Annotated in this window: 19 protein-coding genes; 11 read left to right on the top strand and 8 right to left on the bottom strand. The window is 70.6% G+C overall.

All coding sequences use genetic code 11. The annotated features are described in order from the left end of the window. Positions 1-25: 25 nt before the first annotated feature. Complete coding sequence (locus B1H19_RS02055) at positions 26-718, bottom strand: hypothetical protein (protein ID WP_159027933.1); 693 nt, start codon at positions 716-718, stop codon at positions 26-28. 491 nt (positions 719-1,209) lie between these two features. Next, the gene (locus B1H19_RS02050; RefSeq protein WP_083102551.1) at positions 1,210-1,776 is read right to left on the bottom strand and encodes a TetR/AcrR family transcriptional regulator; all 567 of its coding nucleotides are present in this window, start codon (positions 1,774-1,776) and stop codon (positions 1,210-1,212) included. 146 nt (positions 1,777-1,922) lie between these two features. On the opposite strand from B1H19_RS02050, the gene B1H19_RS02045 reads away from it, so the two are divergent. The 5 genes from B1H19_RS02045 (at position 1,923) to B1H19_RS02025 (ending at position 9,761) form a co-directional block, all read left to right on the top strand. Then, a complete protein-coding gene (locus B1H19_RS02045) occupies positions 1,923-3,392 on the top strand; it encodes an MFS transporter (protein WP_083102550.1) in 1,470 nt (489 codons plus the stop codon). Between the two features lie 230 nt (positions 3,393-3,622). Next, positions 3,623-4,471, top strand: coding sequence for an oxidoreductase (locus tag B1H19_RS02040; RefSeq protein WP_083102549.1), 849 nt, complete (start codon positions 3,623-3,625; stop codon positions 4,469-4,471). Between the two features lie 299 nt (positions 4,472-4,770). After that, positions 4,771-5,979 carry a glycosyltransferase gene (locus B1H19_RS02035; RefSeq protein ID WP_203237311.1) on the top strand — a complete coding sequence of 403 codons (1,209 nt, stop codon included), beginning with the start codon at positions 4,771-4,773 and terminating at the stop codon, positions 5,977-5,979. Between the two features lie 300 nt (positions 5,980-6,279). After that, positions 6,280-8,478 carry an RNA polymerase recycling motor ATPase HelR gene (gene helR, locus B1H19_RS02030; RefSeq protein WP_083102547.1) on the top strand — a complete coding sequence of 733 codons (2,199 nt, stop codon included), beginning with the start codon at positions 6,280-6,282 and terminating at the stop codon, positions 8,476-8,478. Between the two features lie 350 nt (positions 8,479-8,828). Then, the gene (locus B1H19_RS02025) at positions 8,829-9,761 is read left to right on the top strand and encodes a CPBP family intramembrane glutamic endopeptidase (protein ID WP_237289042.1); all 933 of its coding nucleotides are present in this window, start codon (positions 8,829-8,831) and stop codon (positions 9,759-9,761) included. Between the two features lie 186 nt (positions 9,762-9,947). Here B1H19_RS02025 and B1H19_RS02020 read toward each other — a convergent pair whose 3' ends face one another. Next, the gene (locus tag B1H19_RS02020) at positions 9,948-11,111 is read right to left on the bottom strand and encodes a serine hydrolase domain-containing protein (protein WP_083102546.1); all 1,164 of its coding nucleotides are present in this window, start codon (positions 11,109-11,111) and stop codon (positions 9,948-9,950) included. 314 nt (positions 11,112-11,425) lie between these two features. Here B1H19_RS02020 and B1H19_RS02015 point away from each other — a divergent pair, with 314 nt between their 5' ends. Continuing rightward, the gene (locus B1H19_RS02015; protein ID WP_335755922.1) at positions 11,426-13,519 is read left to right on the top strand and encodes a SpoIIE family protein phosphatase; all 2,094 of its coding nucleotides are present in this window, start codon (positions 11,426-11,428) and stop codon (positions 13,517-13,519) included. Between the two features lie 35 nt (positions 13,520-13,554). Here B1H19_RS02015 and B1H19_RS02010 read toward each other — a convergent pair whose 3' ends face one another. From B1H19_RS02010 to B1H19_RS02000, 3 genes are read right to left on the bottom strand one after another with little or no spacing between them, the layout of a single operon-like run. Beyond that, a complete protein-coding gene (locus tag B1H19_RS02010; RefSeq protein WP_083102544.1) occupies positions 13,555-15,687 on the bottom strand; it encodes a protein kinase domain-containing protein in 2,133 nt (710 codons plus the stop codon). After that, on the bottom strand, positions 15,684-17,927 hold the full coding sequence (locus tag B1H19_RS02005) for a protein kinase domain-containing protein (RefSeq protein ID WP_083102543.1): 2,244 nt from the start codon (positions 17,925-17,927) through the stop codon (positions 15,684-15,686). The genes B1H19_RS02010 and B1H19_RS02005 overlap by 4 nt, the downstream gene beginning before the upstream one ends. Before the next feature lie 15 nt (positions 17,928-17,942). Then, positions 17,943-18,857 carry a hypothetical protein gene (locus B1H19_RS02000; RefSeq protein WP_237289038.1) on the bottom strand — a complete coding sequence of 305 codons (915 nt, stop codon included), beginning with the start codon at positions 18,855-18,857 and terminating at the stop codon, positions 17,943-17,945. A gap of 262 nt (positions 18,858-19,119) precedes the next feature. Between B1H19_RS02000 and B1H19_RS01995 the strand changes: the two genes are divergently transcribed. Then, positions 19,120-19,590, top strand: a complete 471-nt coding sequence (locus tag B1H19_RS01995) for a hypothetical protein (RefSeq protein ID WP_083102542.1) — start codon at positions 19,120-19,122, stop codon at positions 19,588-19,590. A 31-nt stretch (positions 19,591-19,621) separates the two neighbouring features. Here the strand turns inward: B1H19_RS01995 and B1H19_RS39155 are convergent, their stop codons facing one another. Beyond that, complete coding sequence (locus B1H19_RS39155; RefSeq protein WP_237289037.1) at positions 19,622-20,371, bottom strand: CAP domain-containing protein; 750 nt, start codon at positions 20,369-20,371, stop codon at positions 19,622-19,624. 386 nt (positions 20,372-20,757) lie between these two features. Between B1H19_RS39155 and B1H19_RS01985 the strand changes: the two genes are divergently transcribed. From B1H19_RS01985 to B1H19_RS01970, 4 genes are all read left to right on the top strand, one after another. Continuing rightward, positions 20,758-22,203, top strand: a complete 1,446-nt coding sequence (locus B1H19_RS01985) for a (2,3-dihydroxybenzoyl)adenylate synthase (protein ID WP_237289036.1) — start codon at positions 20,758-20,760, stop codon at positions 22,201-22,203. 57 nt (positions 22,204-22,260) lie between these two features. Next, positions 22,261-22,791, top strand: coding sequence for a GNAT family N-acetyltransferase (locus B1H19_RS01980; protein WP_107425841.1), 531 nt, complete (start codon positions 22,261-22,263; stop codon positions 22,789-22,791). A 19-nt stretch (positions 22,792-22,810) separates the two neighbouring features. Further along, on the top strand, positions 22,811-23,191 hold the full coding sequence (locus tag B1H19_RS01975) for a hypothetical protein (RefSeq protein WP_083102539.1): 381 nt from the start codon (positions 22,811-22,813) through the stop codon (positions 23,189-23,191). 93 nt (positions 23,192-23,284) lie between these two features. Then, on the top strand, positions 23,285-24,043 hold the full coding sequence (locus B1H19_RS01970; RefSeq protein WP_083102538.1) for an alpha/beta fold hydrolase: 759 nt from the start codon (positions 23,285-23,287) through the stop codon (positions 24,041-24,043). Positions 24,044-24,113: 70 nt separating this feature from the next. On the opposite strand, the gene B1H19_RS01965 is transcribed toward B1H19_RS01970, so the two are convergent. Continuing rightward, on the bottom strand, positions 24,114-26,405 hold the full coding sequence (locus B1H19_RS01965) for a hypothetical protein (protein WP_083102537.1): 2,292 nt from the start codon (positions 26,403-26,405) through the stop codon (positions 24,114-24,116).

The raw sequence follows: 26,405 nt of genomic DNA, 5'->3' as shown, positions 1-26,405 counted from the left end.
GAAGGGGTGGTGAGGGGCGGCGCTGTCAGGCTGAAGCAGGAACGATTTCCTGCTTGTTCTCCTCGACAGGGCCTGCTTCTTGGGCTTCTCCGTTGCCGCCCTCAGGGGCCGGTGCGGGGCGGGAGTAGAAGACGTTCCGTCCCTGCTTGCTGCGGTGTGCCAGGCCCTTGGCGACGAGTGAGGTCTCCAAGGTGTTGCGTACGGCGGTCTCGGGCGCCGCATGGCCGGGGTGCTCCTCCGCCAGCAGCTTTGTCACCTCCGCGACCGTGCGCGGCTGCTCAGCGAGCAGCCCCAGGAGACGATCGGCGCGGGTGGGGTTCTTCCGCCGCGCCTTGCCCTTCGCCGACGAGGCCTTGCGTGGCTGCTTCGCGCCTCCTGCCGCCTTCGAGGTGGTCTTCTTCGCAGGCCGGGCCTTGGGGACGGAAGTCTTGGCGCTTCGTGCCGGAGGCACGGTCACCGGCCTGTCCACCTCGGTGTCGGCCTCCGAGTGCTGTGGTGCGACAGCATCGTCGGCTTCGCCCCGAGGAGTTGTTCCCAGGTGGTGCTGGAGATCCTCCAGCTTTGCCCTGAGCTTCTGCAGGTCGTCGATCTCTTTCGTGATGCTCTTCAGCTTGGCAGACACCTGTGCAGTGAATTCCGAGTCTGACATGGCACAACCCACTTTCTCTGGCTGATCGATCTCGGTGGTTGGCTGGATGTTACTCGTCTTTCTCCGCAATTAACCCAATGCTCCTCCAGACCGCTCTTCGAGCACGTGGCACTTGCGTTCGCCCCACCAGCCGAACGGGAGCACCAGCATGGGGTGTTCGGGTTTGTGACGCCAGGGGTGCATGCCCAGGGTGGGGATGTGAATGCGCCAAGTTGGAGATGCCGTGCGGGGGATGGTCGCCGCTGGATGTGAGAGTGGTGGGGGCGCATGTGTGGGGCAAGGAGCATGGCGCCTTTACACGTTCGAAGCCTCGATCTGCCTGCGGGCTGAGCTGGGTAACGGTGCCCATCCGTATGACGAGTTTCAGGCGCCTGATGCGGGTGGCCGCTTCGGCGCATACTCCACCCACGAGCTCACCTACGAACCGACGCCTACGACCCGCACCTGGACGTCGACTTCACCCCGATCCGCGGCAACAGCCCGCCGGCCGACGGATGGAGCCAGGCCGCGCGTCGGAGGGTCGGCACCTTCGTGCTCTGATCTCGCGGACCAGGCCGAGGTCACAGCAATCGGTCGACCAGCCCGTCGACGTAGTCCGGGGTGAGCGGGCCCATGCCGAGCAGGACGCGGATATACATCGGGGCCAGCACGTGGTCCAGCACGCCGAACGCGTCGGGTGCGTGCTCGCCGCGATCGCGGGCGCGATCGAGCATGGACTGCAGTTGCCGGGTGCGTTCGGCGAGGAGGTCGTCACGCGCCTGCAGGCCCTGCTGGCCGTTGCTCGACAGGGCGACGGACAGGCGCAGCAACGCCAGGCCGTCGGGTCCGGTGATCTCGCGGGCCACGTTGGCCGCGTAAGCGCGCAGGTCGCCGGCCAGGCTCCCGGTGTCGGGCATCGGCGACCGCGCGTTGAGGCGGGTGAGCGCCACGTCGGTGAGCAGGGTTTCCAGGCTGCCCCACCGGCGGTAGATGCTGCTGTCGGCCACGCCCGCGCGGGCTGCGACCTCGCCGACGGAGAACTTGCCGTAGCCGCGCTCGCTGATCAAGTCGGTGACGGCCTGGTGCACCGCCGCCCCGACGCGGGCGCCGCGCCCGCCGGGTCGCCGGGCTCGCTGTTGCTCGTCCATGCCCCCACCTTAACGCAGTCGTGACTTGCGTTTGTGGGACGAGCCTCCCTACAGTCCCCTAACGCAGTCAATGACTGCGTTAGGGCGCCCAGAGGCTGACCGCGTCGGCCATGGAGAGGCGCAACTACCGATTGAGAGGTGTCCCCATGGCTGCATCGCCTGCGGCCGTACGCAGTCGACCAAACCGGGCCGTGCTGCTCACGGTGACCTGCCTGGGCCAATTCATGGTGCTGCTCGACAACGCGATTGTTGGAGCAGCGCTGCCCGATATGCAGCACCGGCTGCACACTCAACTGACCGGTCTGCAGTGGATCGTCGACGCGTATGTGCTGCTGGTCGCCATGCTGCTGCTGTCCGGCGGTGTTTTCGCCGACCGATTCGGCCGCAAGCGGGTGTACCTGGCCGGCGTGACGGTGTTCACCGCCGCATCGGTGCTGTGCAGCCTCGCGCCCTCGGTCGGCTGGTTGATCGCCGGCCGGGTGTTGCAGGGCATCGGAGCCGCGGCGTTGAGCCCTGCCTCGCTGGCCCTGCTCGCCGCCGCCTGTCCCGTTCCGCAAGAACGCATCAAGGCGATCGGGCTGTGGGCCGGATTGAGCGGAATCGGCCTGGCCGCCGGACCCGTGGCCGGCGGCGTGCTGACAGATGCCTTCGGCTGGCCCGCCATCTTCCTGGTCAATCTGCCCATCGGCGTGATCCTGCTGACGGTCGGTCTGCGCCACCTTGACGAGTCCCGCAATCCGAGTGCCCCCGCGATCGACATCCCGGGGACGGTGCTGTCCGTTCTGGCGGTGGGGGCACTGACCTACGGACTGATCGAGGGCGGCGCCCGCGGCTGGACCTCGCCGATGATCCTGAGCAGCTTCGCCACCGCGGCGATCCTCCTCGCAGCCTTCCTCGCCGTCGAAGCGCGTCGCTCCGCTCCGATGCTGCCGCTGCGGCTGTTTCGGCAGCGGCTGTTCACCGTGTCCAACACCGCGATGACTGCGGTGGGGTTCGCGCTCATGGGTTCGTCGTTCTTCTTCTCCCAGTTCTTCGTGTACGTCCAGGGCAGCTCGATTCTGCGCGCGGGCCTGCAGACCCTTCCGGTCTCCGTCGCCATGGTGATCGTCAGCCCGTACGCGGGTCGGCTCGCCGTCCGGTACGGGTTCCGAAGCGTGGTCACCATCGGCCTGGCCGTGGCCGGTTCCGGGCTGCTGGCGCTGGGCGTGGTGCGCGCCGACACCGGCTACGGGAACGTGTGGTGGCGGCTGGGAGTGGTCGGCATCGGCTTCGCCCTGACCATGTCCCCACTGACGGGAGCCGCCATCCAAGCGGTCAGCCCGCAGGAAGGCGGCCTCGCCTCGGGCATCAGCAGCACCACCCGGCAGATCGGAGCGGTGCTCGGCGTGGCGGTACTCGGAGCCGTCGTCCGCACCCGGCAATCCGGCGGCGCCTCCTTCGCGACCGGCCTCAACAGCGCCTTCGTCGCGGCCGGCGCCATCACCTTGGTCACCGCCGTGTTCACCGGCCTGTGGCTGGCGAGGTCCAAGCCCGTGGAAGGCTCGGCGGTGCTGCACCGTGCCGCCGATCCAGACGCGGTCACCACCTCGAACGAGGTGTCCGCGAACAGCCGTTGACGGCGTCACCGACCTTGGCCGGGAGACGTCCTGCCGGATGATCCTCGCCCGCCATCGACGTGGACGTCGTCATCGACATCCTCTTCGGGCCACTTCGGGTCACTCATCTTCCGCAGGCTCACCTGCCACTACGACCTCACTGACGAGCACGCCGAGAAGCTCGCGCGCACTGCGCTCGACGGGCTTATCCGCTCCACCGTCTGACACTTCCGATTCCAACGGAGAGACACATGCCCCGCACGTTCCTGATCACCGGCGTGAGCAGCGGCCTCGGCCGCGCCTTCGCCACCACCGCCCTCGAGGCCGGCCACACCGTCGTCGGCACCGTCCGCAACCCGGAGCAGATCGCCGACTTCGAGCTCCTCGCCCCAGGCCGCGCCCACGGCCGCGTACTCGACGTCACCGACACCGATGCCATCGCGCCGACCGTCGCGGCGATCGAGGGCAAGGTGGGCCCCATCGACGTACTCGTCAACAACGCCGGCTACGGCGTCGAGGGCACCTTCGAGGAAACCCCGCCCGACGCTTTTCGCCACCAGTTCGACGTCAACGTCTTCGGCGTCATCGCGGTCACCCAAGCCGTCCTGCCCCGCATGCGCGAGCGCCGTGCCGGGCACATCCTGTTCGTGACCTCCATGGGCGGTCTGCGCGCGTTCCCCGGCCTGGCCGCCTATCACGGCTCCAAGTTCGCCGTCGAGGGCATCGCGGCCACGCTCGCCCAGGAAGTCGCACCGTTCGGCATTCATGTCACGGCGATCGAGCCCGGCTCCTTCCGCACCGATTGGGCCGGCCGCTCCATGCACCGCGTAGATAGCACCATCGCCGACTACGACCCGCTCTTCGCCCCGATCCGCGAACGCCGCATCGACATGAGCGGTCAGCAGCTCGGCGATCCCGCCCAAGCCGGCCGCGCCCTGCTCGCCATCGTGGAGGCCGAGACGCCGCCGACCCACCTCATCCTCGGCAGCGACGCCCTCCGCCTCGTCGCCGACGCCCGCTCCGCCTTCGACGCGGAGACAGCCGCCTGGCACGAGCTGTCGAAGTCCACCGACCACCCCGACGGGGAACAGATCGCGTGAGAGCCACCGAGCGACTCTGGCGCGTAAACAACGGCAGGTAGAGGCGGTTCCGGACAAGACTGTCGGCCCGGTCGGGACCATGCCTGCCGGGCTTCGTACCGGCGGCCCTCGCACCCTGTCGCGTCCGACCCCGTAACGGCCGCCGACTGCGGACGGCAAAAGAGAAAGGCAAGGAGCTCAACCACTCCTTGCCACTCTCAAGGTATAGCGCACTGGGGGGCTTGCGGCAAGGCCCCGGTGGTGTCGCAGAATTACCGGCCGAAGCCAGGACCTGGGGGAATGGGAGTCGCGAAGTGCGCGTGTTGTTGTCGACGTATGGGTCGCGGGGGGACGTCGAACCGCTTGCGGGGCTCGCGGTGCAGTTGCGGGCGCTCGGTGCGGAGGTGCGGGTGTGCGCGCCGCCGGACGAGGACTTCGCGCGGCGGTTGGCCGATGTCGGTGTGGCGCTGGTGCCCGTCGGCCGGTCGGCGCGTGCATGGACGAAGGCGGCGCCGCCGCCGTCGTCCCTGCCCCAGCGTGCGGCCGAGGTGATCGCCGGGCAGTTCGATGCGATCCCCGCGGCGGCCGAGGGATGCGATGCGCTCGTGGCGACCGGCATGATGCCGGCCGCGGCCGGCGCGCTGTCGGTGGCCGAGAAGCTGGGCATCCGCTCCGTTTCCGTGACGTTCCAGCAGCTCACCCTGCCGTCGCCGCACCGCCCGCCGCTGGCGTATCCGGGCCGGCCGCTCCCGTCGGAGGTGACCGACAACCGGGAGTTGTGGGACCTGGACGCCCAAAGCATCAACGCGTTGTTCGGTGCGGCGCTCAACACCCACCGGGTGGCGAACGGCCTGCCCCCGGTGGACGACGTCCGCGCCTATGTCCTCGGCGACCGGCCGTGGTTGGCGACCGACCCGGTCCTGGACCCGTGGCAGCCGACGCCGGACCTCGACGTCGTCCAGACCGGCGCATGGATCCTGCCCGACGTGCACCCGCTCCCGGCCGAGTTGGTGGCATTCCTGGACGCCGGCACACCACCGGTGTACGTGGGGTTCGGCAGTATGCCGATGCACGGCTCCGCGGACGTCGCCAAGGTGGCCATGGAGGCGGTCCGCGAGCAGGGGCGCCGCGCGGTCGTGGCCCGCGGCTGGGCCGACCTGGCCCCGATCGACGGTCAGGAGGACTGCTTCGTCGTCGGCGAGGTCAATCAGCACGCACTTTTCGCCAGGGTGGCCGCCGTTGTGCACCACGGCGGCGCGGGCACCACGACGACGGCCACCCGGGCCGGCGCGTCCCAGGTGGTGGTCCCGCAGGCGGCGGATCAGCCGTACTGGGCGGGTCGGGTGGCCGATCTGGGCATCGGCGTGGCACACGACGGTCCGACGCCGACCGTCGAGTCCCTGTCGGCCGCGCTCGGGACGGCCCTGGCCCCCGAGACCCGCGCACGGGCGACCGCCGTGGCCGGAATGATCCGCGCCGACGGAGCCACGGTGGCCGCGCGGCTGCTGCTGGACGCGGTCAGCCGCTAGAGGCCGCCCGTACCGGCGTGAACTGAACCACTCGGGGTCGTCTAGCCAGGCCCAGAACACAGGCAGCAGAGCACCAACGCCAGAGCACCGGCACCAGAACACAAAAACCTGCACACCCCGGCGACCTGAACCGACAACGGCTATACGGCTATTCGGCTATCCAGCCATGGGGTTCCACACCAGGCGCGGCGCAGCATTGCGTCCTCGTCGTGGCCCCCAGGTTCGTCATGCCCGTCTCGGGCGCCGTGCCGCGCGCCATGGTCGCATGCGGCCCCAGAACGAAGCTTCGGAGCTGATGACGTGAACCCCCTGACCACCAGCGCATTCGACCTTCCCGACCGTCTCGCGCCCAAGGCCGACCCCACGCTGATCGCGGGCGACGAGCAGCACTTCGCGGACCTCGCGGAGTGCCTGGAGCAGTCGATCGCCGAGGTGTCCGACCGCCTCGATGCCGAGCGCAAGGCGCCCGGCGGCATAGGCAGGCAGGCGATGGACCGGGACACGGAGATCCACCGGCTGAGCGCTCGCCTGCGCACACTGCGGCGCTTCGGTTTGGATCTGTGCCTCGGACACATGGTCAGCGCGGACCACCCCGAGCCCGTATACGTCGGACGACTCGGCCTGACCGACAGCGCGGGACGTCGATTGCTGCTCGACTGGCGTTCCCCCGCGGCCGAGCCGTTCTTCGGGGCCACCCACGCCAACCCGATGGGTCTGGCGAGCCGCCGCAGATATCGCTGGACCGGTGGCCGGATCAGCGACTACTGGGACGAGGTGTTTACCTCGGACGGGTTCGTCGGGCATGCCGCGCTCGACGACCAGTCCGCCTTCATCGCCAGCCTGGGCAGCAACCGGTCGCCGCGGATGCGCGATGTGCTCGGCACCATCCAGGCCGACCAGGACGCCATCATCCGCGCGGGATCCCGCGGCGCTCTCGTCGTCGACGGCGGTCCGGGTACGGGGAAGACCGTCGTCGCTCTGCACCGCTCCGCCTATCTCCTCTACTCCGATCCCCGCCTCGCGCACCGCCGGGGCGGTGTGCTGTTCGTCGGTCCGCACCAGCCCTACCTGGCCTATGTCGCCGATGTCCTGCCCAGCCTCGGAGAGGAGGGGGTGCAGACCTGCACGCTGCGGGACCTCGTCGCCGAGGGAGCCGGAGCGGCGATCGAGTCGGATCCCGACGTGGCCCGCCTGAAATCGTCCGCGGACATGGTCAAGGCGATCGAGACGGCCGTCAGGTTCTACGAAGAGCCGCCCGCCGAGGGCGTGACCGTCACGACCGACTGGTCCGACATCTGGCTGAGTGCCGACGACTGGGCCGAGGCATTCCAGGCACCGGAACCAGGTACGCCGCACAACGAGGCGCGTGAGCAGATCTGGGAGGAACTGGTCACCATCCTCATGGACAAGTACGACGGAGATGTCTCGCCCGACCTCTTCCGCAGGTCGCTGCGGCACGACGAAGAGCTGGTCACCACCCTCAACCGCGCATGGCCGCTGCTCGAAGCGGCCGACCTCGTCGGAGACCTCTGGTCGGTACCCGCCTACCTGCGGATGTGCGCTCCCTGGCTCAGTCGCGACGAGATCCGGACGTTGCAGCGCAAGGAGGCTCCCCAGGCATGGACAGTGTCCGATCTGCCTCTCCTGGACGCGGCGCGGCAGCGGCTCGGCGATCCGGAGGAGGCACGACGTAAGCGTCGGCACCAGGCCGTCCTCGCTGCCCAGCGCGAGCGCATGGATCAGGTCGTCGACAACCTGATCCAGGCCGCAGTCGACTCCGGCGCCGACGGTGACGACGGCGAGGGCCTGGTGAGGATGCTGCGCGGCCAGGACGCCCAGGTCAGCCTGGTCGACGAGTCCGAACTGCCCACTGCCGACCCGGACCTTCTCGCCGGACCGTTCGCGCACATCGTCGTGGACGAGGCCCAGGAACTGACCGATGCGGAGTGGCAGATGTTGCTGCTGCGGTGCCCGTCCCGGAGCTTCACCATCGTCGGGGACCGGGCCCAGGCCAGGCACGGGTTCACGGAGTCGTGGCAGGAACGGCTGGAGCGGATCGGGCTCGACCGGATCAACCTGGCCTCGCTGAGCATCAACTACCGGACGCCGGAAGAAATCATGGCGGAAGCCGAGCCGGTCATCCGGGCCGCGCTCCCGGACGCCAACGTGCCGACGTCCATTCGCAGCAGCGGCGTCCCCGTCATACACGGCTCCGTCGCGGACCTGGACGCGATCCTCGACACCTGGCTCGCCGCACATGCCGAGGGGATCGCCTGCGTCATCGGCACCGGCGACATCGGAGAGGGCACCTTCCGGACGACGTCCCGCGCTGACCGACGTGTCCGGTCGCTGACCCCGGAGCTGTCCAAGGGGTTGGAGTTCGACCTGGTCGTCCTCATCGACCCGGAGGAGTTCGGCAACGGCGTCGAAGGAGCGGTCGACCGCTATGTCGCGATGACCCGGGCGACCCGGCAACTCGTCATCCTCACGAGCTCCTGAGGTCGGGCAGACGAACGAGTGGCCGACCTGAGGATGACGTGGCCATGCCCCAGGCGCAGCCAAGTGTGCACGGGCACCTTAGTGCTGAGCCGGTCATGACATCGGGATCACCATGGATGGCGACGAGGCTGAGCGACCACCGGTGGTGCCTCCGATGGTGCGAACGGGCGTGGCTGAGGCTGGACACAACCTGAGGCTGGACACAACAGGGAATGGGGATCAACGGGGGAACCGCACCCAGGCTTTTGGTTGGTAGGGATATCCCCATGCAGGAAGTGCGGTTAGATCCAGTTCCGATACGTGTGCCAGCCAGATTCTTCGCCGCTGCGCTGCCCCGTAGCGTTCGCATCATGATGTTCTCAACGGGGTCCTTACCGCACGTAAACCGGCGAGGCGGTCTGTTCGTCTACCTCGGTGTCGCTTACATCGGCATGTGGGCAGCCATGTCGCCGCTCCTGGCCAGTGGTTATCGGCGGGGTGACGCACGCGAGGAGACCGGTGCGCTGGAGCAGGTGTGTATCGCGGCCGCGATGTTGGCCCCTGCCCTCGCCGCGATCATCGTCGTCCGCTGCGTCGAGCGCAGTGGACGGGTGCGGGACGTCCTCGCCTTGCGGTGGCCGAAGCCCTGGGGGCGCGCTGTGCGGGCATCCCTGACGGCCTTCGCCGTCCCCGCCGGACTCACCACGGCTTCCCTTGTCATCGGCACCTTCGCCGGCAGCTACCCCTTCAGTGGAGTGCACTGGAACGGGCTCGGCGCGTGGGCGGCCGGAGCTGCGCTGAACATGCTGCTGTCGCTCCCGCTGTTCTTCGGCGAGGAACTGGGCTGGCAGGGTTACCTCTTCCCGCGCCTCGCACAAGTCGGTGACCGCCGGAGCCTGATACGGGCGTACGCAGTCACCGGCGCGGCTTTCGCACTGTGGCACCTGCCCACCCTGCTGATGGGCGGCCAGTACCCGGGTCGGCCTTGGTATGTGTCGGTGCCTGCCATGCTGGTGAGTTGCATCCTCATCCTGCCGGTCTTCACATGGCTGCGCCTGCGCTCCGGCTCGGTCGTACCCGCCGTCATCGGCCATGCATTCGTCAGTTCGGTGAGTGTCGATATGGTCAAGAGGTTCGCTGATCCCAAAGCAGCACTTGATCCCCTGCACATGGGCATGGCCGGATGGCCCGGCTGGATCGCCACAGGCACGTTCGTTGCTTTCCTGACCCTGACCGGCCGACTCCAACCATCCTTCTACACGGCCCAAACCACCTCTCACCTTGCATCGGCCCGGGGACTGTAAAGGCACACGTCAACGGTCGGCGGGCGTCTTCCGTGGCCAGCCCTTACCGGCTCGGGAGGCTCTGTCGATCCTGGCGGTTTATGTCAAAGATCCACTGTCGATACCCGCCCAAGCCTGTCGGGTGGGTCGGCCTGGGCCCGCGACGCTCCCCCAGCCGACGCTGGGAGGTGCCCCACCGGGCAGGCCCTAACGCCCGCCGGCCGCCCGCACCGCGGCCTCGGCCAGGCGGTGGTTCTCCAGGGCTGCCCCGACCCCCGTCGGGAAGCCGAAGCGGCGGCGTGTGTACGCGTAGGCCACGCCGCTGTCCGGGTCCGCGAAGCCGAGCGAGCCCGTCGCGCCGCTGTGGCCGAAGGTGTCCGGGCCGAGGAAGGGATAGCGGCCGCTCAGCCCCTCGAAGCCCAGGCCGAAGGCGTCCTCGATGCCGGTGACCAGGTCGGTTCCGCGGTAGTGGACGCGGGCGAACTTGGTGACGGTCTCCGGCTTCAGCAGGGGCGCCCGGCCGTCCACCTCGCTGATCGCCGCGGCGTACATCCCCGCCACGCCCCGCGCCGTGCCGACCCCGCCGGACGACGTGGGGCCGAGCGCCCGGACGGCACGGGTGTTGGCGAAGGCCACCAGGTCGGTCGGCGTCGTCGCGTTCTGGTTGAAGGCGACGGCCCTGACGCTGTCCGGGGCCGCGGCATTGGCCGCGAGTTGCTCGGCCTCCTGCGGGGTGGGCAGCAGCGGCAGCACGTCGGCATAGCGCGCTTCGAGCGCCTCGGGCAGGCCCAGGTGGAAGTCGAGCCCGTACGGCGCCCGGATCCGCTCCTCGTAGATTTCATGGATCGAGCGGCCGGTCACCCGCCGCACGACCTCGCCCGTCAGGGCGCCGATCACGAAGGCGTGATAGCCGTAGGCCGTTCCCGGCTCCCAGAACGGCCGCTGTCCGGCGAGCCGCGCGGCCATCAGCCGGTCGTCGGCCAACTCCCCGGTGGTGAACCCGCCGTCGACGCCGACGACTCCGGAACGGTGTGCGAGCAGCTCGCGCAGGGTGAGCTGCTCCTTGCCCTCCGCCCCGAACTCCGGCCAGTACGCGGCCACTTCGCGGTCCAGATCGAGGACGCCGTCCTGTACCAGGAGCGCGACCACGAGGTGGGCGGCGCCCTTGGTGAGGGAGTAGACGCCGGTCAGCGTGTCCGCCGTGGTACCGGGGCCGCCCCACAGGTCCACCACCCGGCGGCCGTCGACATGCACCACGAGCTGCGCCTCGGGCGCGTCCCGCGCCTCGTCGAGCACCGCCGCGAACGCCTCCCGTACGCCCTCGAACCCCTCCGTCACGGTCCCGTGCACCTGGTTGTCGCCGCCCGCCATGGCATGCCCCCTCGTTGTTGATCACGCGCCGGTCGAGAGGTCACAACAGTCGTATGGGGGCGGTGATTCCCGGGGAGGGGAGAGGAGGGGGCGGTGGCCGGGAGAAGCGTTGGACGCGGTGATGCTCGGGCCGCCCACCAGGTGCTCGCCCGGTCCGTCCGGGCCCCCCGCCGGAACGCGATCACGGTGGTCACGTGCCGCTCGCCGCGGACCCGGCTGCACGTCTGACTGTCCGCGTATGGGGGCCGAGCGCAGAATTGAGGGGAGCCGCTCTGCCGTGCGGAGGGCGGACCGGCCACTATGCGCGAGCCACCGTGTACGGAGGGTGGAAGGGGCAGCCGGTGCCATCAGATCGGCCGAGCGTCGGGAAGGCCCGAGGTCCGCTCTGGTCCGAGCCCGGGTCGTTGCTGGAGCATGTGCCCGTTGCCGTGTTCGGTCTCGATGATCATGATCGGGTCTGCTTCTGGGGGCCTGGTGCGGAGGATCTCTTCGGGTACCAGGCCGCGCAGGTGCTCTCGGAGCCCGGCGCCCGGCTCTTCGCCGGGGCTCCCGAAGACCGTCCGGACGCCTGCTCCTATATGGCCGAGCGCGGCCGGGCCGAGGGCTACTGGCGTGGTCGCCTGACCGCCAGGAATCGGGACGGTGCGGTCTTCGGCTGCGGGTTCCGGGTCTTCCCGGTAACCGGCGTGGCCGAGCATGCAGTGGTCATGGTCCTGGCGAGCCGGGGCGACGAGCTGGACCGGGTCAAGACCAACCTCGCCTTCCTCGACGCCATCTTCGAGACCTGCCCCATCGGCCTGGTCATGCTCGACGAAGACCTGCGCTACCTCCACCTCAACCAGGCCCTCGCCGACATCGACGGGCTCCCCATCGGGGACCACCTGGGGCGACGTCTCACCGAGATCATGATCGCCTCGGACGGGGGAGCGTTCGAGCGGATGCTGCGCACCATCGCCGCGGACGGCAAGCCCGTCACCGGGGCGTTGGTGGGCATGCGCACCCGGGGCCACCCGGACCGGGACCGGGTCCTGTCAGTGAGTTTCTTCCCCCTCACCCGGGCGGTGGGGACGCTGCCGGGCGTGGGCGGACTGCTGGTGGACGTCACCGAACGGGAGCAGGCGATCGTGGAGGCCACCGCCACGCGTGAGCGGCTGGCGCTGCTGGACCGGGCCTCCGCCCGGATCGGTACCACCTTGGATGTGGAGGTCACGGCGCAGGAGCTGGTCGACACCGCGGTTCCGGACTTTTCCGACGGGGCCGTCGTGGAGCTCGTGGAATGGATGGACGAGCATGTGGCCTTCGACCCGGCACTGCCGGTGATCACCCGTCGCATCGCCTTCGGCAGCGTCCTGCCCTCTTCCTTGACGGGGCTGATGAGCGAGGGGGAAGCCGTGCACTATCCGCCGGGTTCCGCCATCCACCGGATGCTGGGCACCGGCCGTCCGATCTCCGTCCCGTTGGACCAGGAGTTCCTGGTGCGCACCGTGCTGGACGAGAACCGCGCCCGGATGCTGGCCGACGGCGATCTCGTCTCGCTCCTCATCGCCCCGCTCATCGCCCGGGGAACGGTCCAGGGATTCGCCATCTTCGGCCGGTCCGCGGCCCGGCCGACCTTCACCGAGCAGGATCTCGGCCTGGCCGGAGAACTCGCCTCCCGCGCCGCGCTCTGCCTGGACAACGCGCGGCTGTACAGCCGCGAGAGAAACATCGCGCTCACCCTCCAACGCGCTCTCCTCCCCAGTTCCCTGGTGATCGGCCCCTACCTCCACATCGCCCACCGCTACCTGCCCGGCAGCCACCTCACCGAGGTCGGCGGCGACTGGTACGACGTGGTCGCCCTGCCCGACCACCGCGTCGCCCTGCTCGTCGGCGACGTCATGGGACACGGCGTCTCGGCCGCCGCGGCGATGGGCAGGCTGCGCATCACCGCCAAGACGCTGGCCCGGCACGACCAGGAACCGGACGAGCTGATGACCGAACTCGACCAGTGCGCCCATGAGGCGGGCATCGAGCTCGCGACCTGCCTCTATATGCGCTACGACCCCACCACCGGGCGCACCAGGATCGCCAGCGCCGGCCATCCGCCGCCCCTGGTCCGCCATCCGGACGGCCGGATCGAGCTCATCGACGACGTCCTGGGGATCCCCCTCGGCGTCGGCGGCGCCCCCTTCCGCACCACGGAGGTCGACCTGCCCGACGGTGCCACCCTCGCCCTGTACACCGACGGCCTCATCGAGGCGCGCGGCCATGACATCAAGGAGGGCCTGGACGCCCTGAGTGCGGAACTGGGCCGGATCCCGGACTCGTTGGAGGATGCGGCGGACCGGATCCTCACCCGCCTCGTACCGAGCTCTCCGGCCGATGACACCGTCCTGCTCCTTGCCCGGGTGCACCGTCGGCAGCATTGACCGACCGGTCGGCCATGCCTGCTGTGCCGCGGCCCCTATGCCGTGGGCACCGAGAAGGAGAAGAGCTTGCCGGACGAGCTGGCGAACAGGTGGTCGCCGACCGGATACGCCGACCAGTAGCCGGAGCCGCCGCTGACCGGGTACGTCCAGACCTGCTTGCCGGTTTCAGCGTGGAAGGCGTACAGCCCCTTCGGGCCCGCGGCGAGGAAGAGGTGGCGTACGGCGCCCAGGAACTGGAGTGTGCCGAGACCGGAACCGGCCGTCCAACGGGCCGCTCCGGTGCGGGCGTCGACGGCGTGCAGGACCTTGTCGAGATAGCAGACGGTCGTGCCGGACACGTCGTAGCCCCGGTTTCCCCGGGCCGCGGTCCGCACGCTCCACAGGGTCTTGCCCGTCGCCGCGTCGAAGGCCGCGAGCAGCCCGCTGGTCGCGCCGTTGGCGCCGGTGCCCGGGTAGCAGAACAGGGTGCTGTCGTGCAGGCTCAAGGACCCCTCGTACATGAGGAACTGACTGTTCGTCGGCGGGAGTGCGGTGGGCTTGCTCCACAGCGTGCCGCCGTCTTCGGCCTTGAGGGCGACCAGGTTCATGCCGCCGTCGACGCCGTAGAGCACCTTGCCCTTGGCCGGCGGGTAGAGGGTGACGAGGTCCTTCGACCACAGACGGGTCCCGGTGTCCGGAGCGAGGGCGGTGTAGCCGTTGAGCATCGCGGTCGTGGACGTCTTCGCGACGCTGCCCCAGACGATCAGCCGGCCCGCCTCGGTGGTACCGACCACCGTGAGCGCGCCCATGTCCGGCGACGTCCAGCGCACCGCTCCGGTCGAGGCGTCCAGGCCCTGGAAGCGCCCGCGGTCGCCCGTGGTCACGACCAGCGAGCCACTGGTGAACTCCAGGTGCGGCGCGCCCGATCCGGTCGGGGAGGCGGCCCACAGCTCCTTTCCGGAGCGGCCGTCGAGGCCGTGCACCTTTCCGTCGGTGCGTACGGTGTACACGCGCTTGTCGTCGGCGAGGGCGGCGGTGTTCTGGCCGCTGAGGTCCTTCCACAGCAGCTTGCCGGTGGCCCGGTCGAAGCAGGCCCCCGAGGTCTTCCCGCCGCACAGCAGCGTGGAATCGGCCACCTTGAGCAGGGACATGTCGGACTGCGGGAGGTCCCCGGTCCAGGACAGCTCGGGCGTGGCGGGCGCTTCCCCGTCGCCCGAGCGGAGCAGCAGGGCGGTGCCTCCGGCGGCCGCGGCCGCGGCGAGCGCCGCGCCGCCGAAGAGCAGCCGGCGCCGACTGAGCAGGGGAGGTCGCACCGCGTCGTGCAGGCTGCGCTCCGACTCGGCCACCTGGAGTTCGACCGCGCCGAGCCAGCCGGCGGTGGTCGACGGACGCAGCCACCCCTGCAACTGCGCGACGGACGGCCGCCGGACCGGGTCCTTGTCGAGGCAGGCGGCGACGGTGCCGAGCAGGGCCTGCGGGACGCCGTCCAGCTCGGGCGCCTCATGGGCGGCCCGGTAGAGCAGCGCGTGGGCCGCGCCGGTGCCGAAGGGCGGGGTGCCGGTGGCCGCATAGGCGAGCACGGCGCCGAGGGCGAACACATCGCTGGCGGGGCCGAGTTCGGCCCCCATCGTCTGCTCGGGCGACATGAAACCGGGCGACCCGATGATCTGGCCCTCCGCGGTGAGCACGGTGCCGTCGACGGCCCGGCTGATGCCGAAGTCGATGACTCGGGGCCCGTCGAAGGTGAGCAGGATGTTGGACGGCTTGAGGTCGCGGTGGATCAGTCCCGCGCGGTGGATGGCGGCCAGCGCCTCGGCCAGGCCCGCACCGAGCACCCGCAGGGTGGCCTCGGGCATGGGCCCGTGGGCCTCGATGGCATCGGCGAGCGACGGGCCGGGGATGTATGCGGTGGCCAGCCAGGGCTGCGGCCCTTCGGGGTCGGCGTCGACAACCGGTGCGGTGAAGGCGCCGCCGACCGCGCGCGCCGCGTCCACCTCCGCCTTGAAGCGCCGCCGGAAGTCGGGATCGGCGGCCAGTTCGGCCCGTACGACCTTGACGGCGACGGCACGGCCGCTGCGCGATGCGGCCAGCATGACGCGGCCCATGCCGCCCGCGCCGAGTTCCCGGATGACTCGGTACGGCCCGATGTGCGGGGTGGCGGTGTCGGCCTGAGTGGTCGGCGTGGTCATCGGGGGTCGCTCCGGAAGGCGTAGAGGGTGGTGTCGGATGCGGCGTAGAGGGTGGTGCCGGCGATCTGCAGCCGCCACGCCGTGCTCTTGTTCTTGGTTTCGGCGCCCGAACCCCGGTGCGCCCACAGGACCTTGCCGTCCGCGGTGCGCAGGACGATGAAGCCCGGGGTGTCGCCGCTGAACAGGGGATATGCGAGCAGGGACGAGGAGACGCAGGGGCCCGGATCGGAGGCGCTGCGCGGGTCGAGGGAGAGCGGGCTCGCGGTGTGCCACCGCTGCCTGCCGTCGCCGGTGCCGAGGGCGAAGACGGTGTCCTGGCCGTCCACGACGTAGGCCCGATTGCCCAGGACGGTGGCGGGGTTGAGGACGGTCGGCTCGTCGACGGCGGTCCACAGTCGGCGGCCGTCGGTGGCGCGGAACGCCTGCACCTTCGTGCTGGTGACGAGCAGCGCGTTCCCGTCGGTGGTCAGGTCCGGGTAGTCGCCGGGCCGGACGACGTCCCGGACCGTCCAGTGCACCGTGCCGCTGCGCAGGTCGAGGCCGTGGACGGTGCTGCCGTCGTGCAGGAAGCAGCGGTGTCCGTCGGAGGAGGCGTGGAAGTCGCTGCCGGTGACCTTGCGGGACCACAGCACCTTCCCCGTGCTGAGGTTCAGGGCGTATACGGCGTAGCCCTGGTCGCCGGAGGCGCCGAGGAGGGCGACGGAGCCGGCGACACAGAAGACGTCGTGGAGGGTGTCGGGGAAGGAGGACCCCTCGGTCGGCTCGGTGACGGGGTGGCTGAACTTCAGCTGGCCGTTGCCGTCCAGCCCCAGCAGATAGCCGCGGTCGCCCCAGGCCGTCGCGTACAGCATTGAGCCCTGGACACCGAGCCAGGTGGGCTTGCCGGTGGCGCCGGACGGCTGGCGGGGGGCGGCCGTCCACCGTTCCTGTCCGGTCGCGGTGTCATAGCCGATCGCCGTCCTCTCGTCCCAGCGCACGAGGGTGTCGCCGAGCAGCCGCAGCTGTCCGTTCTCCAGGCGCCGCAGCGGGCGCGACCACTGTGGCTTCGGGCCCGGGGGCACCTTGGCGCCGGGCCGGACCGCGGTGCCCCTGCCGCTGCCGCGGCCCGTAGCGCGGTCGGGCCGCGACCCCCAGTCGGCCAGGGCCGCGGCGCCTGCGGCCGCTGCCGCGGTGCCGCCGGCCGCGGCGATCCACAGGAAGCGGCGGCGGCTCGGCCCGCTCGGGGCCCCCGGGACCAGCGGGGTGACGGGTATCGGAGGCGCGGTCACCAAGACGGCGGCGTGCGCCTGCCGCCGGGCCAGGTCCTCCCGCAGACCCGGCGTGAGCAGCGCGGAGGGCTCGGCGGAACCCAGCGCGGCCAGCAACGCGGCGGTGCTCGGTCGGCCGGCCGGATCCTTGTCCAGACAGGCCGCAAGCAGCGAACGCAGCGCGTCGGGTATGTCGGTCAGCTGCGGCGGGGCGTGCACGGCCCGGTAGAGGATCTCGGCGGTGTTCCCGGCGCCGAAGGGGCCCAGGCCGGTGGCCGCGAAGACCAGGACACAGCCGAGGGAGAAGACATCGGCCGCCGGTCCGGCCTCGCGGCTCGACACGATCTGCTCCGGGGCCATGAAGCCGGGCGTCCCCATCACCGCGCCCGTCCGCGTCACCTGCGTCGCATCCACCGCCCGGCTGATACCGAAGTCGATGACGCGCGGCCCGTCTTCGGCCACCAGGACGTTCCCGGGCTTGAGGTCCCGGTGGACGAGACCGGCGGCGTGGATCGCCACCAGCGCCTCCGCGAGTCCGGTGCCCAGGGCCCGCACGGCAGGCTCGGGCAGCACGCCGAAGTCGCGTACGACATCGTGCAGGGACGGTGCGGGGATGTAGGCGGTGGCCAGCCAGGGCTGGGGGGAGTCGGCGTCCGCGTCGAGCACCGGGGGAGTGAAGAAGCCGCTGACCTTACGGGCGGCGTCGGCCTCGCGCCGGAAGCGCCCGCGGAAGTTCGGCGCCTCGGCGTACTCGGGCCGGATGACCTTCAGGGCGACCAGGCGCGAGCCCGGTGACCGGGCCAGGTAGACCCGGCCCATGCCGCCCTCGCCGAGGAGATGGAAGACCTCGTACGGGCCGATCCGGGCCGGACCCTGCTGCTGTGGGACCGCGGCAGGGGCCGACGGCTGCGCCGCATGCGGGCGCGCGAGGGTGGTGTGCTGACGGGTCCGCGGCACCGTCGCGCCGCTGCCGCCGTGCTGAGGCGTGTCCACTGTGCTGCGGCCGGGTCAGTGGAGGGAGCCGAGGACATCGCGGGCGGCGGCGATGGCGGCGTCCTCGGCCTGCTGCTGGTTCTTGCCGGAGCGCGCCACGTCGTAGGTGTAGCCCACGGTGTACGCGGCGTTGCCGGAGCGGACGATCACCGTTGCCTCGGCCAGATCCATCGGGTTCTTGTCGACGGCGTGGACGAGATGGGCCTCGTCGCCGAGATCGTGGAGCGGCCGGGAGTCGGTGATCTTGCGCATCTTGTCCAGGGCGTGGAGAGCGGTGTGCTTGTCCATGTCGTACATGTTTTTGCCCGCTGGGCCGACCGAGAGGTTCACGTCCATGCTGAGGAACGCGCCACCGGAGCCGAAGGCCGTTTTCCAGTTCGGCATCCTGGTGATCATCGCTGCCATGGTGGCGTTGTCGAACTGCGACGGCTTGCACTCGGTGCCGGGCGCGATGCGGGCGATAGTGGACGCCTTGATCAGCTGACAGCCCTCGGGCACCTTGGTGTACGTCTTCCCCTCGGCCTCCGGCGATCCGGGCGCCGGCGGCCGGCCGGCGCCGGCGGAGGACTGCTGCGAGGCGGTGCTCTTCCCGTCGCCCCCCGACGTGGCGAGGACGACCACGCCGACGATCGCGGCCACGGCGAGCGCCGCGCCGCCGCCGATCAGCCAGGACCGTCGATTGCCGCCCGCCCGCCCCGCGGCCGGGCCACCGGACTGCGGCAGCGTCGCCGGGACCGTCTGCGACCAGGCCGAGGGCGCACCTGGCGCCCGCTCCGGGATCGGGGGCGGTGCCTGGCCCGGCACCGGGGGCGGTACCTGGCCCGGGGTCGGCGCCGCAGGGCCCCAGTCCGGGGCTCCCTGCGGGAGCGGCTGTGCGGGGCCGGCCTCGCCAAAGCCCTCTCGGGGGTCCGGCTGCGGGGTCTCACTCACGGGGCAACTCGCTTATGTCCGTTCGGTTCTCGCCATCGGGCACGGCATACGCCGGTCCCGTGGGCCGGGCCCGGGGCGAAGGCGCACCGGGGACCCGACGCGCCGTGCGAACTCTTTCGCGAGGCGATGCAAATTCGATGAAATGTTGCTGAAGTGGGGAGAGTGCGGGCTGAGAGGGACCGGGAATGGACCGGGAATGGGCCGGGAATGGGCCGGGAATGGGCCGGGAACGGGACCGGTCGGCCGAGAAGAGGAGACCACGATGCGGGAGCCAACACCCCACAGCGCACTGCGTCAGCTGGACGCGCTGGTGGGCGAGTGGGACATGTGGGCACTCGGCCGCGATGTCGGGCCCGTGCGGGTGGAGTTCGCGTGGCTTGAGGGTGGCGCCTTCCTCGTTCAGCGCGCGGATGTGGGCCCGGAGACATCCCTTCCCGCAGAGTGGGGTGCGCACGCGCCGTTCCCCACCGTGACGCTGACCGGCTATGACGAGACGGCCGGCGAGTTCACCACCCTGTACGCCGACGGCCGCGGCGTCGCTCGCGTCTACCGGACGACCGTGAACGACGGCGTGTGGAAACAGTGGCGTACCGCTCCCGGCTTCCACCAACGGTTCACCGCCACCTTCCGCGAGGGAGGCGACACGATCGAGGGCGGCTGGGAGCGGTCAGGCGACGGCGAGCTGTGGATGCCGGACTTCGACGTGACGTTCACGCGCGTCGGGACGTCGTAGCCCTCGGCCCAAGCCACCGCTCGGTGCGCGCTCAGTGGGCGGCGAAGTCCTGGGTCCACCAAGGGCCGTTGGCGGCGGAGTTGACGCCGACGCCGATCTGGGTGAAAGCGCAGTTGAGGATGTTCTCACGATGTCCGGGGCTCTTCATCCAGCCGGCCATCGCGGTGCGCGCGTCCTGGGGACCCTTGAAGATGTTCTCGCCGTACGTGCTCCAGCGATAGCCGGCGGACGTGATCCGGTCGCCCGGGCCGACGCCATCGGGAGAGGTGTGGTCGTAGTAGTTGCGGGCGGCCATGTCGTCCGAGTGCCGCTGTGCCGCGGCCTGGAGCCTGGCGTCGACGGCGAGCGGGGAGCAGCCCTTCTGGGCGCGTTCCGCGTTGACCATCGCGATGACTTGCCGTGCCAGGCTGCCGCTGTTTCCGCCGGAACCGCCTGCCGGGGTGTCCGCACCGGGGACGGTGCGCCCGGCACCGTCGTCAGCTGTGGCCCCGGGCGCGGCGGTCACACGGGGACTCGACGAGGCAGCGGTGGCGGCCTGCCGCCGGGCGGTGTTCTTCCGGTCTGTGGCGGTCGGTGCCCTGGACGGCGTCGGTGTCGGTGCCGGAGTCGTGGACGACACGTCGGAACGCGCCTTCCGTACGGGCTCCGCCGCTGCCCTGGACCGCTGATCCGCGTCGGCCGCCGTCAGTGCGTCACCGGGCGTGGCGCCGCTCAGCGACCGGGCGATGCCGTACCCACCACCCAGCACGGTCGTCAGCGCGGCCACACCGCCTGCCGCCACCACCCAACGGGGCTGCCGCCCTCGGTGCGCCCTGGTTTTACGATGCCTGGCCGGCTCGTGGTTCATGGCGGTTCCCTCTCCGGTGCGGGTCTTGCTGCGTGCAGGTCCAACACTCGGGAGATCCGGCAGCCGGCCGCCGATAACGAAAATCCGCCGACGAGTTCAGATGGACGGCGTCAGCCGTCGGGGCCGGTGTCCATGGCCGGAGCCGGTGGCCTTGGGTCTTCCTCCTGGTCAGCGGCGTTCATTGGACTTTCTGCTGAGGGAATTCAGCGTCCATGGTGGGGACAGCGCATTGCGTACAGGGGTGTTGACGGATGGGATTGCCAAGGTCAAGACGACGGGGGCACGCCGCCCGGTTCGGAAACCGCTACACAAGAAAGCGAATGACATCCATGCTCGACGGCTGCACGCCCTGGCCCGAGGAGTTCGTCGACCGCTACTGGGCGGCCGGGCACTGGCGTGGCAATACGCTGGACAACCTGCTGCGCGGCTGGGCCCTGGAGTACGGACCGCGGACCGCGCTCGTGCACGGCGACGCTCGCCTCACGTACGCGGCCCTGAACCGGCGCGTGGACCGCATGGCCGCCGGATTCCGGCTGCGCGGCCTCAGGCCCGGGCAACGGGTCGTCGTCCAGCTGCCGAACGTTCCCGAGCTCGTCATCACCGTGTTCGCGCTGATGCGCCTCGGCACCATCCCCGTGTTCTGCCCGGTCTCGCGCCGCGCGACCGACGTGTCCCACCTCGTACGAGTCACCGAGGCGACCGGCTATGTCGGTCCCTCGACGTACCAGGGCTTCGACCACACGGCGATGGCCGCGGAAATTGCGGCTCAAGGTCCCTTCCTGCGACGGGTGTTCACCCTTGAGGCACCGGGTGCCTCGTCCCCGTACGGTGGCCTGGCTACCGACCGGTCGGGCTGCCACTACTTCCCGCTGGCCTCCATCGACGCCCCGCCCGTGCGGGCGCCCGTGCGGGCGCCCGTGCAGAGCGCCGACCAGGTGGCGTTCTTCCTGGTCTCCGGCGATACCACCGCGGCGCTCCGGCTCATTCCGCGCACCCACAACGACTACGCCTACCAGGCGCGGGCCGCCGCCGAGCTGGTCTCCCTCACCGAGAACGACGTATATCTCGCCGCACCGCCCGCCGAGTTCCAGGTCAACCTCACCTTCGGCGGCCCCGGCATCGTCGGCACCCTCTCCGTCGGCGGCACCGTCGTCCTGGCCGAGAGCCCGGAACCCGCCGCATGCCTTCCCGTCGTCGAACGAGAGCGGGTCACCATCACATCGGTGCTGCCCGCCACCGCCCAGCGCTGGCTCGACGAACGCCCCACGAACCCAACCGACTCCGCCAGTCAACGCCCCACGCTCCAGGCCGACTTGAGCAGCCTGCGTCTCCTACAGATCGGCGGCGCGCCCCTGCCCCGGGCGACCGCGGAACGGATAGGCCCCGAACTGGGCTGTCGCCTACAGCAGGTCTTCGGTCGGGCAGAGGGGCCGCTGACCTTCACCCGGCCCGCCGATCCGGACGAGACGGTGCTCAGCACGCAGGGCCGCCCGCTCTCGCCCGACGACGAGATCCGCCTCGTCGACGCCGACGGCAAGGACGTGCCCGACGGCGAACCCGGCGAACTCCTCGCCCGCGGTCCGTACACCCTGCGGGGCTACTACCGAGCACCCGACCACAACGCACGCACCTTCACCCCCGACGGCTACTTGCGCACCGGCAACCTCGCGCGGCGCACCCCGGACGGCAACCTGGTGGTGACCGGCCGCCTCGACGATGCCCCGCGGCGGGCTGACCATGACGCCGAAGATCCATCCGGCCTCTGACGGGCTGCCACGTCAAAATCTCAGCATTCCCATGAGCAACCTGCCTATCGTCGCCGGATGACGAGCACACTCCGACTGGAGAAGATCACCCCGGACACCCTCGACGCCGCGATCGGCCTGCGCGTCCGGCCCGATCAGGAGCACTTGGTCGCGCCGGTCGTGAAGTCCCTGGCCGAGGCATACGTCCATCCCGGCATCGCCTGGCCCCGCCTCATCTGTGACGGTGACCGGCCCGTCGGCTTCCTCATGGAGTTCTTCGGCATCGACTGGATCGGCGACGGCACGGGCACCGACCTTCGCTCGGGCCTTTGGCGCCTCAACATCGCAGCCGGCGAACAGGGCCGGGGCTACGGCCGCTTCGCAGTGCGGTCCGTGGCCGCCGAGATCCGCCGTCGCGGCGGCACCCGGCTCACCACCACCTGGCACCCGGGCGACGGCGGCCCGGAAGGTTTCTACCTGGCCCTCGGATTCCGGCCGACGGGCGAGATGAGCGGGAACCAAAGAGTCGGCGAGGTGGACTTGTGCGAGCGCCTCTCCAATGCGTCGGATGACCCTGTGTTCACCAGGTTCGGTCCGACGAATCAGTGATCTGTAGGGTCAAAGGACCATGAAGGCTCTGATCTTGCTGTTCGCCGTGTTTGTCGTTTTCGTCATGCCAACCACCGTGGTGTGGCTGCTGGGGCGGCGAGCGAGGGTCCCTCACTGGATGATGATCGTGTTCTTGCTGGCCGGGTGGCTGACAGTGGCCGTCGGCTTGGCCCTCTCGCAGCGCGCGCAGCCGAGCCTGTTTCCCGAGACGTCGCCCTGCTATGGCACGCGCAGCACTCCTGTCTCGCAGTATTTTCCGCCCGACTCGTTCTGCCGCCATGCCGACGGAGAGTTGCGGACGGTCAATGGGTCGAACGCCAGGCTCGTGTTCTGGACCGCCGCCAACACCACCTTGGCGATGGCGATTGCCGCCTTTGCACGGCGTCGCCAACGAGTTTGATCGCGCTCGTCTCGTCACAGGCGGTTCGGGCCTCGACCGCCGTTCGTGGGCGGACCCTGTCGATGACGACACGTCAGCTATAGGGTCCGGTCCATGCTGAATCCCGAATTCTCCTTCTTCCCCGGCCGTGACGGCGTCGACCTCGCCTACCGGGAGGTCGGTGAGGGAAGACCGCTGGTCCTGCTGCACGGCTTTACCGGAGACGCGGAGTTATGGCTGCGCAACGGCCAGGCGGAGACCATCGCCGCACGCGGATATCGCGTGATCCTGCCGGACTTTCGTGGGCACGGCAGGAGCACGAGGCCCCATGACGCTGCCGCCTATCCCCTCGACGTACTGACCGACGACGGCTTCGCTCTCCTTGAGCACCTGGGACTGGACGACTATGACCTCGGGGGATATTCCCTCGGCGCGCGCATCGTCGTGAGAATGCTGGTGCGCGGCGCCACACCAGGCCGGGCGGTGGTCGCGGGTCAGGGGCTGCGTCAGGTGCTCGGTGGTGAAGGCGCGGCGGATTCCGTCCTGCGGCGGGTCTTCGCCGGAATGGGGACGTTCGAGCCGGGCTCGCCGGAGGGGCGCGTCGAGCAGTGGATCAGGTCGAGTGGCTCGGACCCGGCCGCGTTGCTCCATGTGTGGGACTCGATCGTCGCCACGCCGATGGAGGCGGTCGGCCGCATCGAGGTGCCGACGCTCGTGGTGATGGGGGCCGACGACGAGCGCGTCGATTCGGCCGACCAGCTGGCCGCGGCGCTGCCACATGCCCCGCAGGCCGTGGTGCCCGGAGACCACTGGACGGCGGCCGCCGCACCGGAACTCGCTGCGGCGATCGTGGATTTCCTTGCGCACGGGTAGCGGACGGGTAATCGCCCCACCCGGGCAGCTGCCCACCACACACCCCGGACACCGGCCCCGCCGGCGCCCGTCAGCCGCGGGACTGGGAGAGGAGCCAGTGGCGCTGGGTGGTCCACCCGAGGAAGCGTCGACCGCCGCCCGAGTCCGCCGTGCCGCCGGCGGCGACCTGGCGTAGGCCGGTCAACGCCGGGGCGAGCCGCATCGCGACGTGGTTGGGATGGCGGGCCGCCTCCTCGTCCAGTTCGGCGATGACCTCGGCCTGTGTGGCGGGATCGCACAGCGACAGGTGGAAGAGCATCTGACGCCATGCGTAGGCGGCGTCCTTGATCGTGGACAGCGGCCGCGGATTGCCGTGCAGGCGCGCTGTCTTCCGGCACACGGTGGCGAAGCAGCGCCGCGCCAGATCGTCCCAGCCGGGGGCGGGGCTGATGCCGATGCGGCTGACGAGGGTGGCCAGATTATGGGTGGTGAGGATCTGGGCCTGTTCGATGACCTTGCCGTTGGCCGCCACCGACCAGCCCGTCGACCCGCCGGCACGCTCGGTGCAGAGTCGCGCGAATCCGGGCGAGATGCGCGCCGTGTGGTGACGGGTCAGGGCTTCGCCGGCCTCGGTGATGGCGAGGTTGCGGACGGCCGCGTAGTCGATGCCGTAGTAGCGCTCGTAGAGCGTGCCGCCGAGCAGCTCCGCGGCGATCCGGGCCGCCGCGAGGAACTTCGGGGTGAAGGTGCCCATGAAGATGTCCGCGGCGAGCTCTTCGACGAACGGCGCGCCCGCCTCGGCCTGCCGGGCCAGTACGCCCAGTTCGCGGACCAGCGGGTTGGGCAGGAGCGTGCCGGGAAATGCCTGCACGGCCAGTTCCCCGAGCTGACGCAGCGCGGTGAGCGCCGGTTCCCGGCCCTCCTTGTCGGCGCGCTGGTCGGCCACGGCGCGTACCCAGGGCAGTTCCTCGGCCCGCACCTGCCGTTCGAGATTGAGGAGGAGCAGCGAGCGGCGGTTGCGGAACGCCCGGTAGTTCGCGGCCATCAGGGTGCGCAGCGCCTCGTCCGGATACGCCTGCGCAACGGCCACGGCGACCAACTGCGGTACCAGTTTGGCCAGAACCTCGGCCGAGGGCACCACGCCGCGTTCCACGAGCGTGCCGACCGGGGCGCTCAGCGCGGCCGCGACCACCTGCCGGATCGCGACCGGGACGGGTGCCCCGGCGGGCAGCCCGGTCCCTGCCGCCTCGTCCGCCGACACATCCGCGACCAGCGGCGCCACATCGGCCACACCCGTCTCCTGCGGGAGTTCGGCCAGCCGGCGCAGCACCAGTTGGGCGAGTGCGTGGTGCGAGGGCGGGGCCGTCTGCGCCGCCTGCCGGGTGCGCAGCTGCGTATGCCGGCCGGAACCGGGCAGGCCGCGCCGCCGCACCATGGATTCCACCGCGTGCCGCAGCAGCCCGAGCCGTCGGGCGCCCAGCGGCCGCCCGGCGACCGTCTCCTCCAGGGCGCCGCGCAGGATGCCCAGGTTCTCCTTCGGGTTGCGGTGCTTGGTGCAGCGTGTGTGGGCCGCGGCGAGGTCGTGGTAGCGGCGCAGGAGCACCACACCGCGCTCGTACCAGGCGGCGTTGGGCACGCGCTCCAGCACGGGGCCGGGACCGGCGGTTTCCAGCCAGTGGGCGAGGAGTTCGTCGCCGAACGGCTGCCAGACGGTGAGCGCCTCGCGCTGCGTTTCGACGGCGGCGTGGGGCTTCCGGCGCGCCAGGGCCTCTGCGGCGTCGCCGACCGTGCGCCGGTGAACCGCCTCGACGTCGGGGGAGGGGAGGGCGGACGGCCGGGGCGTGAACCGCAGCCGGTCGGCGAACGGCTCCAGTACGTCGACGAGATCCAGCGCACCGGCCACGTCCCCGGCCCGCACGAGCCACGCCACGGTCAGCAGCGCGGCCTCCTCCGGCACGGCGATCTCGTAGCGGCCGCTGTCGAGCAGGGCATACAGCCGGGAAAGGCCCGGTTCGGTCAGGCAGTACGCGAAGAGGGCCCGCCGCTCGGCGGGCACCCCCGCCCCGGACGCGGCCTCGCGCTCATACGGCTGGAGCGGGCCCTCGGCACTCGCGGCGGACGTGGCGAACCCGCCCCGTACGACCTCCGGCGTCACCCAGGCGGGCAGCCCGGCCACCGGGGTACGCGAACCGATGGCCAGGCGGCCGTCTGCCATCCCGGCCAGTACGGCCCGCCAGCGCTCGATACGGCTCTCGGCCCGGCGCCGGGTCTCGGCGTCGTCATGCGTCAACGCGGTCACGAAAGCCCGAGCCAGCAAACCCTGCGGGTAGTCCGTGGATGCGCCGTGCCAGGCGGAAAGCTGCTGCTCAGCGTCGTCGTTCAT

This window comes from Streptomyces gilvosporeus (assembly GCF_002082195.1).
Lineage (GTDB): Bacteria > Actinomycetota > Actinomycetes > Streptomycetales > Streptomycetaceae > Streptomyces > Streptomyces gilvosporeus.
This window is presented reverse-complemented; position numbering and strand designations above follow the sequence as displayed.

What these genes read in the sequence shown, in the direction of transcription:
- B1H19_RS02050 (WP_083102551.1), bottom strand. Translation starts at nt 1,776, where the DNA reads ATGGACGAGCAACAGCGAGCCCGGCGACCCGGCGGGCGCGGCGCCCGC.
- B1H19_RS02045 (WP_083102550.1), top strand. Translation starts at nt 1,923, where the DNA reads ATGGCTGCATCGCCTGCGGCCGTACGCAGTCGACCAAACCGGGCCGTG.
- B1H19_RS02040 (WP_083102549.1), top strand. Translation starts at nt 3,623, where the DNA reads ATGCCCCGCACGTTCCTGATCACCGGCGTGAGCAGCGGCCTCGGCCGC.
- B1H19_RS02025 (WP_237289042.1), top strand. Translation starts at nt 8,829, where the DNA reads ATGATGTTCTCAACGGGGTCCTTACCGCACGTAAACCGGCGAGGCGGT.
- B1H19_RS02020 (WP_083102546.1), bottom strand. Translation starts at nt 11,111, where the DNA reads ATGGCGGGCGGCGACAACCAGGTGCACGGGACCGTGACGGAGGGGTTC.
- B1H19_RS02010 (WP_083102544.1), bottom strand. Translation starts at nt 15,687, where the DNA reads ATGACCACGCCGACCACTCAGGCCGACACCGCCACCCCGCACATCGGG.
- B1H19_RS01995 (WP_083102542.1), top strand. Translation starts at nt 19,120, where the DNA reads ATGCGGGAGCCAACACCCCACAGCGCACTGCGTCAGCTGGACGCGCTG.
- B1H19_RS01985 (WP_237289036.1), top strand. Translation starts at nt 20,758, where the DNA reads ATGACATCCATGCTCGACGGCTGCACGCCCTGGCCCGAGGAGTTCGTC.
- B1H19_RS01980 (WP_107425841.1), top strand. Translation starts at nt 22,261, where the DNA reads ATGACGAGCACACTCCGACTGGAGAAGATCACCCCGGACACCCTCGAC.
- B1H19_RS01975 (WP_083102539.1), top strand. Translation starts at nt 22,811, where the DNA reads ATGAAGGCTCTGATCTTGCTGTTCGCCGTGTTTGTCGTTTTCGTCATG.
- B1H19_RS01970 (WP_083102538.1), top strand. Translation starts at nt 23,285, where the DNA reads ATGCTGAATCCCGAATTCTCCTTCTTCCCCGGCCGTGACGGCGTCGAC.
- B1H19_RS01965 (WP_083102537.1), bottom strand. Translation starts at nt 26,405, where the DNA reads ATGAACGACGACGCTGAGCAGCAGCTTTCCGCCTGGCACGGCGCATCC.